Annotated in this window: 10 protein-coding genes and 1 pseudogene; 10 read left to right on the top strand and 1 reads right to left on the bottom strand. The window is 26.3% G+C overall.

The annotated features are described in order from the left end of the window. Positions 1-64 precede the first annotated feature (64 nt). The 6 genes and pseudogenes from MYPE_RS03810 (at position 65) to MYPE_RS03785 (ending at position 8909) form a co-directional block, all read left to right on the top strand. A complete protein-coding gene (locus MYPE_RS03810) occupies positions 65-1162 on the top strand; it encodes a P35 family lipoprotein (RefSeq protein ID WP_011077560.1) in 1098 nt (365 codons plus the stop codon). Positions 1163-1694: 532 nt separating this feature from the next. Continuing rightward, positions 1695-2129: a hypothetical protein gene (locus MYPE_RS03805; RefSeq protein ID WP_044891284.1), complete on the top strand. Its 435-nt coding sequence runs from the start codon at positions 1695-1697 to the stop codon at positions 2127-2129. Between the two features lie 234 nt (positions 2130-2363). After that, complete coding sequence (locus MYPE_RS03800; protein WP_011077558.1) at positions 2364-2705, top strand: hypothetical protein; 342 nt, start codon at positions 2364-2366, stop codon at positions 2703-2705. 159 nt (positions 2706-2864) lie between these two features. Beyond that, positions 2865-3236 (top strand): annotated as a pseudogene (locus MYPE_RS05910) (hypothetical protein). A 557-nt stretch (positions 3237-3793) separates the two neighbouring features. After that, on the top strand, positions 3794-5347 hold the full coding sequence (locus MYPE_RS03790; RefSeq protein ID WP_011077556.1) for a P35 family lipoprotein: 1554 nt from the start codon (positions 3794-3796) through the stop codon (positions 5345-5347). Positions 5348-5528: 181 nt separating this feature from the next. After that, positions 5529-8909: a lipoprotein 17-related variable surface protein gene (locus tag MYPE_RS03785; RefSeq protein WP_152023096.1), complete on the top strand. Its 3381-nt coding sequence runs from the start codon at positions 5529-5531 to the stop codon at positions 8907-8909. 138 nt (positions 8910-9047) lie between these two features. Here the strand turns inward: MYPE_RS03785 and MYPE_RS03780 are convergent, their stop codons facing one another. Continuing rightward, positions 9048-10376: an ATP-binding protein gene (locus MYPE_RS03780; RefSeq protein ID WP_011077554.1), complete on the bottom strand. Its 1329-nt coding sequence runs from the start codon at positions 10374-10376 to the stop codon at positions 9048-9050. Positions 10377-10712: 336 nt separating this feature from the next. On the opposite strand from MYPE_RS03780, the gene MYPE_RS03775 reads away from it, so the two are divergent. From MYPE_RS03775 to MYPE_RS03760, 4 genes are all read left to right on the top strand, one after another. Next, on the top strand, positions 10713-14093 hold the full coding sequence (locus MYPE_RS03775) for a lipoprotein 17-related variable surface protein (protein WP_011077553.1): 3381 nt from the start codon (positions 10713-10715) through the stop codon (positions 14091-14093). A gap of 141 nt (positions 14094-14234) precedes the next feature. Beyond that, entirely contained in the window at positions 14235-14750 is a 516-nt protein-coding gene (locus MYPE_RS03770; RefSeq protein ID WP_011077552.1) for a hypothetical protein, read from the top strand. A 677-nt stretch (positions 14751-15427) separates the two neighbouring features. Next, positions 15428-16384, top strand: coding sequence for an ATP-binding cassette domain-containing protein (locus MYPE_RS03765; RefSeq protein ID WP_011077551.1), 957 nt, complete (start codon positions 15428-15430; stop codon positions 16382-16384). Positions 16385-16587: 203 nt separating this feature from the next. Continuing rightward, entirely contained in the window at positions 16588-18192 is a 1605-nt protein-coding gene (locus tag MYPE_RS03760; protein ID WP_044891283.1) for a hypothetical protein, read from the top strand. The last annotated feature ends 6 nt before the right edge of the window (positions 18193-18198 follow it).

Raw genomic sequence — 18198 nt, 5'->3', positions numbered from 1 at the left:
TCAAATATTTTTTTCTTATTAATTAATAAGCAAAAATAAGAAAGGTAATAATCATTAACTGAATATGAAAATCAAAAAGATTAAATTATTAAAAGCTTTAGCCCTAACTGGAGCTTTTGGAATTGTATCTGCAGTTCCTCTAATAGTTTCTTCATGTTCTTCAACAGATAATGATGAAACTAACAATAACAATAATGGACAAGACAATCAAGGAAATACTGAAAATCCACAAAATCAAAAAGTAACACCTAAACTAAAATCCTCTATTAATTTCTCAGGTGACTTGGGAAAAATTTATGACAGTAGTTCAGGGACTAATAGAAAAACTACTGATACTTTACTAGAAGAAGAATTTACTAAAAATCCAGATTTGATATTTACTAATGCAAAAGAATTAGAAGATAAGGATTTTAAAATAGAAGTGGATGGTGGTTTTGATACTAATAATGCTTGAACTGGGACTCCATATTCAGGAACTGGAGGATGAAAAACTTCTGTTTTAAGAAGTGTATTTTATGCAGAAAGTTTGAGTTCAATTGATATAACTTCTTTAAATGATTTAAAAACAAAATTAGATAATGCTACTATTTCCAAAATAATAACTGCAGCTAGTTTACAATTTAGTAACACAACATATACAGTTCAAAATCAGTTAAGTTTAGAAAATGGTGATTTACTTCATGTAAATGTTTTGGGAACTATAGGGAATAGTTCTAGATCCTTCACATTAGATCTACAAATTCCAATATCAGATCTTAATTTGGTTATCCCAAATTTAAGTATCTCAGTTTCAGGAACTGATGTTGAACTAATTGATAAGCAAGAAGTAAATTTAGATTTTAATATTGGAATTAATGAAAACACTAATTTCAACCAAGGTGCTACTACACTGACTAAAGATAATGTGGTGGATGCTGACAAAGCTTTAGTTGCATTAGGATATGCGACAACTAGCAATAATGTTACTACATTAAATAATACTAAAATATCTAGTGCAATTGGAATCTATAATTGTACATTTAGTGCAAGCACAGTAGTTTTAAAATCAACTGATACTAACACATATACAATTAATTTAGTAGCAAAACCAAATACTGAATATGTTTGAGAAGATGGAACTAATACTTCTAAAATAATATCTCTTGATGTAACAACCAGTTAATTATTGTTTATCATTTTTTATTTATAAACAGGAATTAAACTAATAGGTTTAATTCCTGTTTTTTATATTCAAGGTAATAGATAAATATTATTTTTATCCCATTATTTTTGTTGCTAAAGTTAATTTTTTATAAAAATCATTGCATTTTTTATGACATTGGCCTCAAAAATTAACATTAATATAGTGTATTGATATAGGATAGAGCAGCAAAGCAATTTTCCTAATTGTTTACTTTGGTGCTTATCTTTATTGATGGTTTTAAAAAATGTTTTTATGATATCCATCATTAGTCTTTGATGTTTTAACTAAATTAAATTTAAAAGATTTGTGTCAATACAAAATCCATATTATTAAAGTTTAATAACCTTTAGGGTCTTCATTTGAAAAATCATGATTTTTTTTCAATCTACAAGCACACATTATATGATTTGTAATTTATAATTAGTTTATATATTTACTAATTTCTTTACAAACCCAATTATGTGTCTTAAGAAGTCTCTTAAAGTTGGTTGTTAAACAGAAAGGTATTTATATGAAAAATGATTTGAAAAAAAGCATTAAAACTAATGCTGAAAAAACAAATAAAAATTTATTTTATGACTCTTTCAGTGGAAATATGAAAACAAGCGCTTTCATCAGTAGAATTAGAGATTCTGAAACTGTAAATCTTAAAGATTATAGTGAGAAAGTGATTGATTCTTATATTGATCAAGAAACCAATGAAAGAGTTAAGACGGTGAAATTTAAAGCAAAATCAATTGAAGGGAATATCATGATTAGAGAAAACAACCCATCTCCAGATATTTTGGAAGAAATTCTTAAACAACTTAAAACAATAAGCAGTGATGTAGCTCAACTGAAAACTGATATGGTTGAAGTTAAGGCAGACATTACTCAGTTAAAGAAAGATGTTTCTAGAATCATGAAGTGTCCAACAATTGTAAGAGAATTAGCTGAAATAAACTAATTAATCGGCACCCAATTTATTGGGTGTTTTTTTATTGCTGGTGATTTAGTTTTATGAAAATTGTTGAAAATCATATTGATTAATTAAGGTGTATTAACATATTATTTAATAGAATATCTATTTTTAAAAAACGAATTTATATTATGACTCTTTCAATGGAAATATGAAAACAAGTGTTTTCATCAATAGAATTAGAGATTCTGAAACTGTAAATCTTAAAAATTATAGTAAAAGGTGATTGATTATTATATTGATCAAGAAACTAATGAAAGAGTTGAGACAGTGAAATTTAAAGCAAAAACAATTGAAGGGAATATCATGATTAGAGAAAATAATCCATCTCCAGATATCTTGGAAGAAATTCTTAAACAACTTAAAACAATAAGCAGTGATGTAGCTCAACTGAAAACTGACATGGTTCAAGTTAAAGCAGACATTGTTGAATTAAAAACAGATGTTGCTCAACTGAAAACTGATATGGTTGAAGTTAAGGCAGACATTACTCAGTTAAAGAAAGATGTTTCTAGAATCATGAAGTGTCCAACAATTGTAAGAGAATTAGCTCAAATAGACTAATTAATTGGCACCCAATTTATTGGGTGTTTTTTATTGCTGGTAATTTATTAGTTTTATGACAATTATTAAAAGTTATATTGATTTATTAATGTGTGTTAACCTATTATTTAATAGGATATTTATTTTAAAAATTTATATTATGACTCTTTCAATGGAAATATGAAAACAAGTGTTTTCATTAATTGAATTAGAGACTCTGAAACTGTAAATCTTAAAGATTATAGTGAAAAAGTGATTGATTCTTATATTGATCAAGAAACCAATGAAAGAGTTAAGACAGTGAAATTTAAAGCAAAATCAATTGAAGGGAATATCATGATTAGAGAAAACAATCCATCTCCAGATATTTTGGAAGAAATTCTTAAATAACTTAAAACAATAAGCAGTGATGTTGCTCAACTTAAAACTGACATGGTTCAAGTTAAAGCAGACATTGTTGAATTAAAAACAGATGTTGCTCAGTTGAAAACAGATGTTTCTAGAATTATGAAATGTCCAACTATTGTAAGAGAATTAGCTGAAATAGACTAGCCAAAAAGCACCCAATTTATTGGGTGTTTTCTTTTCTTTCTAGTTTATTCATTTCAACTTTGATATTTCAAAAGATTTTATTATGAAAATAAAAATCAATTTATGTATAAAAAATAACTTAATAATTAAGGGAACTATGTGTTTTAATTTTTATCTGTTTAATGCATTAAGTATTAACTGTTTAAGTTTTTTATATCCGCCATAAAAAAATGTGTTTAATAATTTTAAAAAAAATCAGTTAAATTGAAATGCCATAATTAAAAAAATAAAAAAGAGATTAATTTAAAAAAGTATAGTTAACTAAAATTATCTTCTCTTCTTTTGTTTAAAACCTTTCAAAAGAACACTAAAAATGTAAGCATATTATTAAACATCAATAAAAGAAATTCTATTATTTGTTAATTGTGCAACGCAATAATTAGGTACGTTAAATAGAAGCATGTAAAAAAGTAGAGTTAATTTTAGTTAACTCTACTTTAAATAATGCTTCTTTTTTAGCTAATGAACTTGTCTTTTTTATATTTAAAAATTCAAAAGGAAATAATTATTAATAAAATATGAAAATTAAAAAAAATAAATTGTTGAAGTCTCTTTTATTAACAGGGACTTTTGGGATAGTAATAACAATCCCAGCTATTGTTTCAGCTTGTTCTTCTATAAAGGAAAAAAATGATGGAAGTCAAAGTAATAATGGAAATAATCAAGATAATAGTAAAGATCAAGGTAGTGAAGGATCAGGAAATGGGGGAATAACAAATCAAAAAATAGTTCCTAAGATTAATTCTTCAGTTGATCTAATTGGTTCTCTTACTGATATATATGACTCAACAGGTAATAAAGATATAAATGTTTTGCTTGGAGAAAAATTGAGTAATAATGCTTCCAAAATATTTACAAATGCAGATGAATTAGAAAATAAAAATTATGCTATTGCAGTTAAGGGAAATTTTTCTAGAGATTCTTGATCTGGGGATCAGTATGATGCAGGAAATAATAAATGAGGTTCTGGTTCTAAAATAGATCCTGCTAACCAAGTTGTTTATTCATCAAAATCTAAGCAATTAAATATTTCATCATTAGACGACTTAAAATCTCAACTAACTAATGATTTTCTAAAAAAAGAATTAGAGAAGGCAGGGGTTACAGTTAATCAATCAGCAACATATGCAGTTGCCAATAAGTTAGGTTTAACTGATGATATTTTATTACATGTTAATGTTACTGAAACTGCAAGTGGTACAACATCTGTTTCTAAAAATTTTGACCTTCAAATTCCTGTGTCAGACATTAAATTAGATATAAAAGATTTAAAAGTTATTGTAAGTGGTAGTGATGTTGAACAAATCGAGTCAGATATAAATTTAAAATTTAACATTGGGATAAAAAGTAAAACAAATTATTCTCCTAGAGATATTAAAAAATTTAATGTAACCCCTAATGTTGATTCAATTATAGCAACTTTAGGGTTTAAAGATTCTTCTGTTACATCAACTGAAGGTGTTGCTCTAAATAGTGAAGCTCTTGGGAAGGCACTAGGTGTGTATAATACAACATTTAGTAAACCTGCATTAACTTTAAACTCTGATATTAAACCAGATGTAACAGGAAGTTTCTTAACATATACTGTAATAGTTGACGGAAGTCCTAATCAAGGTTATTATTTTGATGATGAAACTGACTACTCTAAAAAATTCATTTTTAATATAAAAGTTACAGAGACTACAGCTACTTGAATTACAGGGAGTGGTCTTACTGAATTTAATAAACTATCATTTAGTTGAACAAATGTTGGAATTAAACCAAACAAATCAAATGATTCAGATTTAGAAGCAAAACTTGCAGCACATGCAAATGGTGCTTCTGATGTTACAGTTGAAAAATTTTTAAAATTAGCAACTGATACTGCAAAATCAAGAACATCTAAAGTTTTAACAAATTCACACTTTGTATTAAAAAAAGATAGTTCAGATGGTTATATTAAATATTCAGAAAACAGATGACAAATAAAAATTGGTGCAGTCCCCAATGTGGGCTATGAGCAAAGCACAGCACAAGGAGCACAACAATTATCTAGTTTTGAACTTTGAATAACAGTAAGCATTACTACTTAATTATTATTTATAAAACAAACTATTAATGAATTTAATATTATTATTTCTTTAAAAATAGAGTTATTTTTGTATAACTCTATTTTTGTTTGTAACCATGTTCATTTAATTGTCAATATTGAAATGAATCTTTAAAACAAATAATATTTTTATATATTGTATAGATTGCGAATAATGATAAATAATGAATAAATTAAGTAAGAAAATAATTTTATCATCCATATGCTCAACATTAAGTGTTGGTATGGGTTTATCAATTGGATTGTCTTTAAACAATTTAAATTCTTCTTCTATTATTAATACAAAATCAATTAATCAAGCTACTTCATCAAGTGATTTGATTCCTTCTGAATCAAATGACCAAAATGCAAATTTATCAACAACAAGCGGACCTGTAACTTTTACAGGAAATAAAATTTCTGCTCTTGATTGATATGGCAATCAGTTATGAACATTGGATTTGGCTCAAAACATAGCTGATGCTAGTGGTGCAAAACCAGGTACAAGTTATAATGATGGTTCATGACAACGTGCTTGATTTAACTGAGATTATAATAGAGCAACTAATTTAATATGAGTATTAGGTTTTTGATCTAAAACAACCAAAACCCAACCAATATTAGGAATAGATGCATCAACTGGTGAGATTAAACACTCACATGATATAAGTTATTCATCTGCAGGATTAAATATAACTGCTGTTAATTCATCATATCGTTTCATTACAGCTTTATCTTCTGGGAAAGTTATGGTTTATGGCGGGGCAGCTTTTCATTATGAAGCTAAAGGTTTATTGTATGACCCTACAAGTAATTCTGTTTCTTTAGTATCTGGAGATTCAGCAGACCAAAGTATTTTACCCAAAGGAGATACAAGTTATGGTTCAAATTACAGATGATATTTTTTTAATTTAATGCCTATCGCAGATAATAAAAACATAGTAGAAGTTGTTAACTATGCAAATTCTAGTGGTTTAACTGGTGACCAAGGGAATGGATTAGCAAACTATAATACATATTTCTTGTTGGTTGATGACAGTCTAAATATGATTTCAAAAACTGATTCTACTTGATCTAAGCCAGTTAAAGTTGCTGATGGTATGCAAAATTATAGAAACACTGCAATTACACCACAACGTGATTACTACATGATGTTAGATGGGAAGGTTGTAACAGTTGTTTATAATACTGCAATTGTAATTGATGCAAGTGGTTCCAGTGTTCAAGTAGGTACATACCCAATGTCTGAAAGTAAATGAATTAAATCATGAGCATTTGATTCAAATCAAAATTTATATTTTAAATTCAAAGATGAAAAGAAAATTTATAAAGTATCTGGAAATGTGTGAAATTCTTTAAATGGTGGAACAGCAACTACAGTTACTCCAACTACATATTTGGATTTAGATGGTTTTGCTGATACTAAACCATGTGCAGATAACTTAATGATTTACAATGTGTATGGTTATACTGGGCAATTACTTTTGATAAATTCGCATTATAGTCCTTATATTAATTTAACTACCAACCCTGAAATAACTAGTGATAACAATTCTAGTAATTATGGTTTAGCTTTTGCAATTACTCAGAATAGTAATCAACAGGATAAAGGTGATTATAAGGGTACTTTAAATGGTCCTAACTCTTTCCAAAAAGCAGCTGATTTTGATATTAATGCTTCAGTATTAAACTCTAAACTTCCAAGTGAAATTACTAGAAGTGATTTGGAGTTACAAAATGGTGGAATTTTAAAAGAAGCTGATGTTGCAAAATGACCTCCTTTTACAATTTCAGAAATAAATGATGAAACAGGTACATTTAAAGTAACTGTTAACTTATATCAAATTCCTTGATTTGTAGATACTTTGCCAAGCGATGCAACTCCTAAAACTATAACTAAAAGTTTTACTGCTCAAAAGATATCTACTAAGGTTAGTTGAAAAACATTATCTGAAACTTCAGATTATGACTTTTTAAACATGAAACCATCTACTATTACTGCTCAAGATGTTACAAATTTAGATCCTTTCCAAGTTTCATTCCAATCTCAAACTATTACAAACTCACAAGGTGTTCAACTATATCCTAAAAAAACATATAGTGTTGGAACTACAAATGATGCTACAGGTGAAGTAGAAGTAAAAATTAGTTATGAATATGTACCAATGGGTGTAACTTATACAAATAGTTCATCTGTTAAAACTTATACTTCAAGTACAAAATATACAGTATTTAAAACTACTGACACTGCAACATTTAAATTTGTTGGTCAAACTGCTTCTTCTTCAAGCACAAGAATTGATGTAACTACAACTCCACAACTTAAAAATTTATTAAGTGCAAATACATTACCATCTTCATTTGATAGTTTAAATAGTTCAAACAATTCTACAAATTCTAGCTTTTTACAATTTGTAAATACTAGTGATAGTAAAGGGTATCCAATCTCTAAAATGAATTTTAGAGTAAGTTCAAATGATACAAATGGTGAACTAACAATTACTGCAACTATGCCTAGTCAGTATTCTCCAAATGGAAGTGCACAAACATTTAGTGTTACTTATACTAATTTAAATAAATCTTCTAATTATGGTTTCAACTTTAAAACAACTACTAACACAATTGATGGGAATGCATTTTCTACAATGTTGCCTTCTGTTGTAACTGAAGGGAATATTATTAATAACCTTATTGAATATACTGGTTTTAATTCAAATGATTTTACAATTACAAAGACTGCAAATGATGCAGAAGGAACATTAGTAGTTTCAATAGAACTTAATAGAAACTATGCTAGTCAAGTTGGAAATGGAAACTCTGGTTTTACAAATTATACAGCCTCATATACTTTTACTGGATTTATGAATAGTGACCAGTTTAATCAAAGATTTAATGTAAGCTTTGTAAGTGATACTAGTGAAAAATTATTAGCATTAAAACAAATGCAAGTTTCACAAATTTATAGTGATTTAACAGATGCTAACAAAACTTTAACTTTAAGTGATGGAAGCACTTATAAAGATGTAAAAGAGTTAATGGAAAAATTATTGGTTGAAAGTTTGGGAACATCAATTCCACAAAATTGATCAAGTCAATCAAGTATAAGTGCAACAATGTATGTTGATAACTCTCAAGGTACAGCAAGTTTTTATTTAAATATTCCAAAAGACTTAATTGATGGATCTGAAACAGATTTAAACTTGGTTGTAAACTATACAGGATTTGTTAAAGGTAATGTAGATAGCACTGATGACAATTTATCATTTGTTGCAAACAATATGCTAAAAAGTTTCTTGGTAAGTAATGGTAGTTTTACTGCTGAACAATTTGATAATTTAACTCCACTAGAATTCTCTAATTGATTAAAAGAGAATAATAATGAAAATGCTTTAAAATTAATTTCATATAAGAGTGGACAGTATCAAACAATCTTAAATGGAACAACTGGATATACAGTTTCTGTTATTACTAATGAAACTCAAAGAACAGTTTCAATTTATATAAATTTTGATGGTATTACAAATAGCCAATCATTATCTGAATATTCTATTCAATATAGTATTTAGTTAGTAAATTTAATTTATTTTTATTAATAATTAAAAGAAAAAAGTACTCCTTATTTATTTTAAGGAGTACTTTTTTAGTTCAAGTTAATTTTAAAAAAGATTATTTAAATATTTATTTAATATTGAGATTACAGGATATTAATCTTTTAAACAACCAATTGGAACAATATGAATATTTTCTTTGTAAGTTAATGCATCTTGCCCAGAGTGTAATACAATCAATGCACTTGGTAAATCCATTAGATGAGATTTATCTTTAACATTTTTGTTATGTTCAATAATTTTATTTTTAAGTTTCAGTAGTTGTTCACAAGCGTTTAAAGCTGAATTAAAACCTAGTTTAATTTCTATTAATGCATATCTTCCATCTTTTAAAGTTAATACAGCATCAGCTTCTAATCCATATCTATCCTTATAATAGTAAACCTTGCCATTTTGTTTAGAAGAATAGATTCTTAAATCCCTGATACAAAGATTTTCAAAAAATATACCATAGTCAATTGGTCTTTCTTCTAGTTTTTGTGGGGATAAGTTCAATGCTTGAATTCCAATAGAATGGTCAACAAATAATTTTTTTGGAGTAGATATAACATTGGTTTTAGATCTTATAGAAGAACTTCATGAAGAAGCTTCTTCAATTAAATATGAATCAATAAGAATATTTTTGTATTTATTGAAAGTTGTTCTACTTAAATTAAAATCATCTGAATTTAAATCATTAAGCATTGTTTGATTTTTGGTTAAAGTGGATACATTCCTAGAATAAATCCTTAATATTTTATTCATAATTTCAGGATCTGTATATTGATTAGATTCATTTTCTTCCAGAAAAGTTTTTCCATTGACTGTGGAACTAACAATTGTTTCCACAACATTCAATGCATATTCTTTTTTTAAAGATAAAGAACTTGGTCAACCACCACGACATGTTGCAAAAATTAAATCTTTGTTAGATAGTTCACTTTTAATTCCGGTTATTTTAAAAGAAGGATCAAATAGGGACAATAAAGAAATTGAACCATTTGATTCACCTGATTCATATAGAGACATTGGCCTCATTATTAAATCATGAATTCTCCCTATACCACTATGATGAATAAATTCTTTTCTTGTTTCTGGAGAAATCTCTTTTGACCCAGTTAAAAAATATTGATTTGGACTTCCAAAATTTCTATCAATATCTCCCCTTATATCATCTCAAATTTGAGGAAATTCTTGTCATTCATCAAACAATATAGGTTTGGGGCTTTTAAAAACTTCTAAGTAATCAAAATTGTATTTACTTATAAAAGCATCTCTAAAAGGTTTAACACCTAATTCATAGACAGTTTTAGAATGCTGTTTAGCTGTAGTTGTTTTACCTACTCATTTTGGACCTCTTAAATATATAGCACCTGATATATTTGAATAAAAATCTATAACATCATCTATAATTCTTTTTTTATAAATAAATTCCCTATTTTGCATTTCATTTTTTCCTTTTAATTAATGAAATTCTAGCATAGCTTTTCAACTTAGTTGTATTTTAATGGTCAATTTAGTTGTAATTCACTGGTCAATTTAGTTGTAATTCACTGTTCAATTTAGTTGAAACTCACTAGTCAATTCAGTTGTTACAAAATATTTACATAATAGTTTTAAAAAAGTATTTTATTTAGTTAAACAAGATTTATTAAGAATTCATATTTACTTTATTCTTTAAAATATTTAATAATAATCATAGCAAAACAAGAATGCATGCACTTTGAATCTGCAAAAATATTTAGTAAAATAGAATAACTTAATTTTTATATTTGAGGACATATGAAAAAGAGAAATAAAAAGCTAATTTTATCTTTCACAAGTGCAATATCTGCAATTGCAGCAAGTTTAGGTATTGTTTTGCCTGCTTCAAATACAGATTTAAATTCTAAAATTACTAGCATTTCAAGTACTAATCAAGCTACTTCATCAAGTGATGTTATTCCATCTGAAGTTAATGACCAAAATGCAAATTTATCTACTAAAAATGGGCCAGTTACTTTTATTGGAAATACAATTACAGCTTTAGATTGATATGGCAATAGTTTATGAAGTATTGATTTTACTAAACATGTTCCAGATGTTAATGGGAATAAAAATAATGGAAGTAATTCTGCATCACTTTCATATGATGGGGCTTGACCTCGTGCTTGATATAACTGGGACTATAATAGAAACACTAACTTAATATGAGTGCTAGGTTTTTGATCTGGAAATACTAGGAAACAACCACTTATTGGAATTAATGCATCCACCGGAGCTATTGTTTATCAACATGATCTTGATTATACTGGTTTAATAAATTCAGTTAATGTTGGTTCTGCTTATCGTTTTGTTTCTGCATTATCATCAGGTAAAGTAATGGTTTATGGTGGCGCTGGTAGTGCATATGATGCAAAAGGGATATTATATGACCCAACTACAAACACTAGAACATTATTAACAGGGAATTCTGCAAACACAAGTATTTTACCTGTTGGTAATTCAGAATTTGGTAATCAGTATAGATGATATTTTTATAATTTAATTCCTATTGGTAATAATAGAAATTTAGTCTCTGTTTTACCTTATTCTACACAAGTTGCATCTAATGATGCAGGTTATCCAAATGCGAATTATGATATCTACTTTTTATTAGTAGATGACCAATTAAATATGGTTGCTTCAAGTGGTATTTGAGCTAGCAAAGTTAAAGTTGCAAGTGGTATGGTAGGGTATAGAAATACTCAAATTACTCCACAACGTGATTACTACACAATGCTAGATGGGAAAGTTGTTACAGTAGTATACAATACTGCTGTAATAATTGATGGAACTGGAAGTAATGTAACTTTAAATTCTTATCCAATGTCTCAAAGTAAATGAATTAAATCATGAGCATTTGATTCAAATCAAAACTTATATTTTAAATTTAAGGATGAAGCAATAATTTATAAAGTTTCTGGAACCTCATGAAATAGTCAAAGTAGTAATGGGTCAAATAGTGCAATTTCTCCTACTACTTATTTAGATTTAGCTGGAATTAATGATGCAAAACAATATGCTAATAATTTAACTATTTACAATGTTTATGGTTATACTGGTCAATTGATGTTAATTAACTCTATTTATAATAATAGAGTTAATACTACAAATTCATCTACTATTACTGTAGAAAACAACCCCAATAGTTATGGGTTAGCAATTGCAGTTACTCAAAACTCCACACAACAAGATCAAGGAGATTTTATTGGGTTTTTAAATGGAACTAATAGTTTCCAAAAAGCATCAGATTTCACAATTGATAATTCAGTTTTAAGCTCAAAAATTCCAAGTGAAATTACAAAGAATGATATCACTACATTAAATAATTCATTTTTAAAAGAAAATGATAGCAATGGTTTTAAAGTAACAACAATTGATGATGTTAATGGTAGCATTACAGTTACTTGTGATTTATATCAAATCCCATGATTTTCATCTACTTTACCAAGTGATGTTTCTCCAAGAGTAATTACTAAAACATTTAATACTACTAATAAAATTAATAATAAAGTTTCATGAAAAACATTATCAACTTCAACTGATTATGACTTTTTAAATATGGTACCCTCTAAAGTTCAAGTTGCAGATATTAATGCTTTAGATCCTTTCCAAGCATCTTTCCAATCTCAAACAGTAACTAATAGCAGTGGGACTCAACTTTATCCTAAAACTACATATAGTATTACAAGTACAAATGACAACAATGGTCAAATTACAATTAAAGCAGTTTATGAATATATTCCAATGAGTGCTTCATTGAGTAATTTATCTCAAAGTGTAAAAACTTATGAAGCTACAACTACTTATACTATTTTTAATAAAAGTAATACAACACCATCATTTAACTTTATGGGTGCAAATAGCAATAACTCAACAGTAGATATTAGAAATGTAGCACAACTTAAAAATCTATTAAGTGCAAATACACTACCTTCTTCTTTTACTAGTTTAAATACTTCAAGTAGTTCTACAAATTCAGAGTTTCTACAATTTGTAGATACAAATTCAAGTAAAGGTTATCCAATTTCAAAAATGAGATTTACAGTAACTGCAAATGATACTCAAGGTACTCTAAAAATTGATGCAACAATGCCTAGCGAATATTCACCAAATAATACTAGTGAATCATTTAGTGTAACTTATACAAATTTAAACAAAGTAACAAGTTATAGTTTTGGATTTAATAATCCAACAACAGTTGGTGGAACAAATATGAATTTAATTCTTCCTTCAGCTATCACTGATGGAGACATCATTAACTCATTCATAAGCTATACTGGTTTTAGTTCAAATGATTTTACAATCACAAAAACTGCAAATGATGAAACTGGAAGTTTAACAGTTGCAATTTCATTGAACAGTAACTATGCTTCTGAAATTGGAAATGGCAATGTTGGTTTTACAAATTATGTAGCAACAAGAACTTTTACAGGATTTATGTCAACAGATGAATATAACCAAAGATTTAATGTTGAGTTTGTTGATGATAGTAGTGAAGCATTAATTGAATTCAAACAAATGCAAGTATCTCAAATATTTAATAGCTTGAATGGAAGTAGTCCTAGTTTAACTGTAGGAAGTACAACATATACAAATCTAAAAGATTTAATTGAAAACCTTTTAGTAACTAGCATGGGTAATGCAATTCCAAAAGGGTGAAAAGACAATAGTAATATAGATGCTTCAATGTATTATGATGATTCACAAGGTACAATTAGTTTCTATGTAAAAATTGATCAATCAGTAGTTGATGGATCAAACACTGATTTAAACTTGGTTGTAAACTATACAGGTTTTGTTAAAGGTAATGTAGATAGTACAAATGATAACTTATCATTTGTTTCTGACAATATGTTAAAAAGTTACTCAACTAGTAAAGGTTTTGTGAGTGAAGAAGATTTTAATAATTTCACTCCAACTAGTTTTGCTAATTGATTACAAAATAACAATTATCAATATGCAAAAGAATTGATTACTTATAAAAGTGGACAATATCAAACTATTTTAAATTCTAATAACAATTACACTTTTACTATTATTCCTAATGAAGCTCAAAGAACAGTTTCAGTTTATATTCATTTTGAAGGAATTACTAATCAACAATCATTATCTGAGTATTCAGTTCAATATAGTATTTAATTATTTATAATCTTTAAAATATTAAGCAGTTTCTGCTTAATATTTTTTACCCCCCCCTTTTTTTTGAAATTTGCTAGAATCAATTTATTTGAATGAAAGGTTTAAAAAATGGATAATAATAATTTTCAAAATATTTAAAATATGCAAAGCAATGTTTCATCAAATAAAACACTCGAAAATCAATCTAATAATTCTAAATTTTCAAACCCATTAATTTATTTTGCTGTGCATTTAAAGCATTTAAGAGAAGTTAAATATCAAGCATATACAGGTATTATTTGTTTCTTTATTCTTACTTTGTTATTGTTTGGTTTTTTAATTATGATGGCTGTCACATCTTCTGATAGCAGTAGTTCTAATTCAGATGGTGCATGATTATATATGAGTATAGCATTAGCTGTGGGGATTTATATTGTTCACGGAATTGCAACAACTGTATTTATTAAAAAAGGGTTTTTGTGAGAATGTGATAATCTTGAAGTTAATAAGCACCATGAATGAATGATAATGGTTAGTTTTTTAATTCCTATTACAGGAATAGTTGCTTACTTTTTTATAGTTATCAAATTCTGAAAACTAAAAAAAGAATATTTAGCAAATAAAGATGAAATTGAAGCAATTGTATCTGTAAGAAGAGAAAAGATTAATAGTAAATAGTTAAAAAAGTATTCTTGACCAGTTTAATATAATTGAATATTGAAATTAGTAACCAAATATTAAAAATAGTATTAAGTTTTATTGCTTAATACTATTTTTATTGTCAACAAAATTTTTTATCAATAGAAATATCTTCCAACAAAACAATATTATATTTTTTATTTTTTAAAATTTTTAATAAACATTTGTATTAATGAATAATTTAGACTTTAGTCAAAAATGCAGTCTATTAATTAGTTATATTTTCAATCACATTTAACGCTTAGTATTATTAAGTTAAAAATAATACTGAATAGAAAACCCTATTCAAACATTTAAAAACATAAGGAGAATTTTTAATAGCAAAAATCTATTAGAACTTTGGTTAAATGACTATGTTATTTTACTAGCTAATTATTATGATGCTTTAATTAAAAATTACAATTCTCTAACTTAATTTTGGATAAACTTTATTATTTTTTACTAATAGAAAAATATTGATGTGAAATTACTTAGATTAAGTTAGTCAAAATTGATGAATGGGTGTTTTAAAACTAAATAATTTTTGTCCACCTAAATCAAAATGTAAATTGTAATTCCTTTATAAGAAGGGAATCATTTTCATAAATTTTTAATTAAACATTAAATATCTAAATAGTTTTTTGTGATTAAGTTATTTAATTTAAGAATTAAAAAATATGACTTTTAGTAACAAAGAAAATTTAAACAATATAAATTCTGAGACAAATACTTTAAAGAAATCAAAAGAATTTAAAAAGATAAAAAAATATAAATTTAATAAACCAAATAATAAAACTGTTTCAATGGCTTCATCAAATAGAAATGAATCTAATATCATTGATAAGTTTTATCTTTTTTGTTATGAATTTTTCTCTAAAAAAGTAAATACCTCCAATTTAAAAGAAAAAAGCTCAGGACACTACAACCATGCTATTGAAGTAAAAAATTTGTACATGAGATATGGTAGTAAAAAGAAAGATCCCTTTATTAAAGATTGTAATTTTAATGTGGATGAAGGTGATTTTCATGTGATTATAGGTCAAAATGGTGCTGGAAAATCAACACTAATCAAAATGATTATTGGTTTAAATTTAAACTATCAAGGTGATATTTTAATAAATGGAATCAATAGAAAAAAATGTGATCCAAATCAAAAACTTACATTTGTTCCAGATAAACCAATTTTCCCAAATGAGTGAAATGTTTTTGATTATCTGTTAGAAATTTGCAGAATGTATGATTCAAGTAATATAGAAATTTTAAAGAAAAAAATAAATGGATATTTGGAAGATTTTGACTTATTAAATGATGCAGATAAAGACCCAAATAATTTATCATCTGGTCAAAAACAAAAACTTTTGATTATCAAAATTTTGTTACTTAAAAGTAAAATTATTGTCCTAGATGAACCAACTTCAAATTTAGATGCTATAACTAGGAAACAATTTTTAAGTTTGTTAAAAGAACTTAGCCAAAAAAACAAAGTAACTGTTTTTATTTCTACACATGTTTTAGAAGAAATTAAATACTATGCTAATAGTGCAACTTTTATTGATAAAGGAAAAGTGCTTTGGAGTGGCAAAGTAAGTAATGAAGAAATTGTTAATAAACATAATGAAATATTTAGGGTGTAACAAAGATGAAAAACATTAATGTAACAAAGCTATATTTCCAACAGTTAAAAAAATCCTATGTGTTTTGATTTGTTATTTCATTCTTATTCTTGATTCCGGTAACTGCTATAGTAAGTCTTTATTTTGTGAATAATAATTATTATTCAGTTCTGTATTATTATTGCTTGATTCTTTTTGTAGTAATGCTTTTAAAAATCATTCTAATGACCCATATAATATCCACAAACAATATTAGAAATTCAATTGATTTTGATTTAATTACTCAATCAGTATCTAGAAATAAAATTTTCTGATCAAAAGTACAAGTAATATCCTTTATTCAATTTGTAACTATTCTATTTAATACATTAGTTGGTGGGACTATCTCTGTAGCAATTTCTAATAATGTAGGTGAATATACAACAATATATTTAATAAACTTTTTTGGTGAAATTCTTATATCTGCATTTTTCATCTTTCTATTTCTTTTCTTAAGTTATAGAATGTCTAATATTACATCTATCATTACAAACTTTTTAGTAGTTTGTGTAATACCAGGTTTATCTCTTGTTAGTCATTTAATATTGCCAGTTAGCAATAGCATGGAATATTCAAGCTCTCAAAAATATCAATACCAAAATATAAATATTTTAGATAGCAACAGAAATATTACTAATGAGTATGTAGCTATTAAAACGAACTATGCTATTAGAGACTATTCTCAAAATTTATCATCTAACTTTAGTTCTTCAATTACACAATTAAGTTTTTGATCAAATATTAATATAGCTGATTGATTCTTCTCACCTTTTTATGTGATTGGTAAAGATCATTTAAATTTTAAAGATGACTACAACAAAATAAATAGCTTAAATAAAAATGGTTATTCTGGATCACTTGTTAGATTTGCTTTAGATGAACAAAGACTAAATAGTGAATCTTATTCTAATGACTATATTTCAAATAATAACTTTGGAGATATAAATATATTTAAATTAAGTCAAGATGAATTAAAACAAGAAATATTTAATTCACTAGATTATTTAAGTAGATTAAATTCGGTGGTGAGTTTAAATGATTCAGCACAATTAAATTCTTTAACATCAATTGTTAAAAATAACCAAATTTGAAACCAAAATTTATTTTCTTCGAATGAACTAAATACAATCTTATCTTTATATGGATATAATGAAGGAACCAATTTATTTCACTATTTGTATAAAAACAAAGAATTTGTAAGAGATCAGATACCAAATATATTTGATCTTATTTCACAAAAATATAATAGTTTCTTAAGTGACTTAATTAATTATTTATATTTTGATAACAATGCAATTTGAAATATTGATACATTTCAAGGAGTATTAACTTCTCAAGAAATGAGAGAAAAATATACTGATATCAAAACTAAAAATCAATTAGCTGCACCAGTTGTTAGTGATTTGCAATTTGTTAAAAACACATATGTTAAACATGATGGTAGTGGTTTTAAAATTTTGTCTCAAAACTATACTTATACAGATATTGATTTAACAAGAGTTGATTCTTCTATTACTAGTCAAACAGATTGGGAAAATTATGTTGATAAATTAATCTCATTAACAGATCTTGATAATTTGGTTAATACATTACAACAAATCCAACCTAATGCATATTTATTTTATTCATCAGCAAATACAAGTGATATTAATTCATATGATTTTTTTGGTTTACCAAAAAATGAAACATGATTCACTTTTTCAACAGTAATTTTTGGTTTATATATACCATCACTTTTTATTGTTTGTCCACTGTTTTGAAAGTTTTCAGTTTCAAAAAACTTTTACTAAAAAACT

Source organism: Malacoplasma penetrans HF-2 (assembly GCF_000011225.1).
GTDB lineage: Bacteria > Bacillota_I > Bacilli_A > Mycoplasmatales > Mycoplasmoidaceae > Malacoplasma > Malacoplasma penetrans.
The sequence above is the reverse complement of the archived record's forward strand: the minus strand, read 5'-3'. Positions and strand labels throughout refer to the sequence as shown.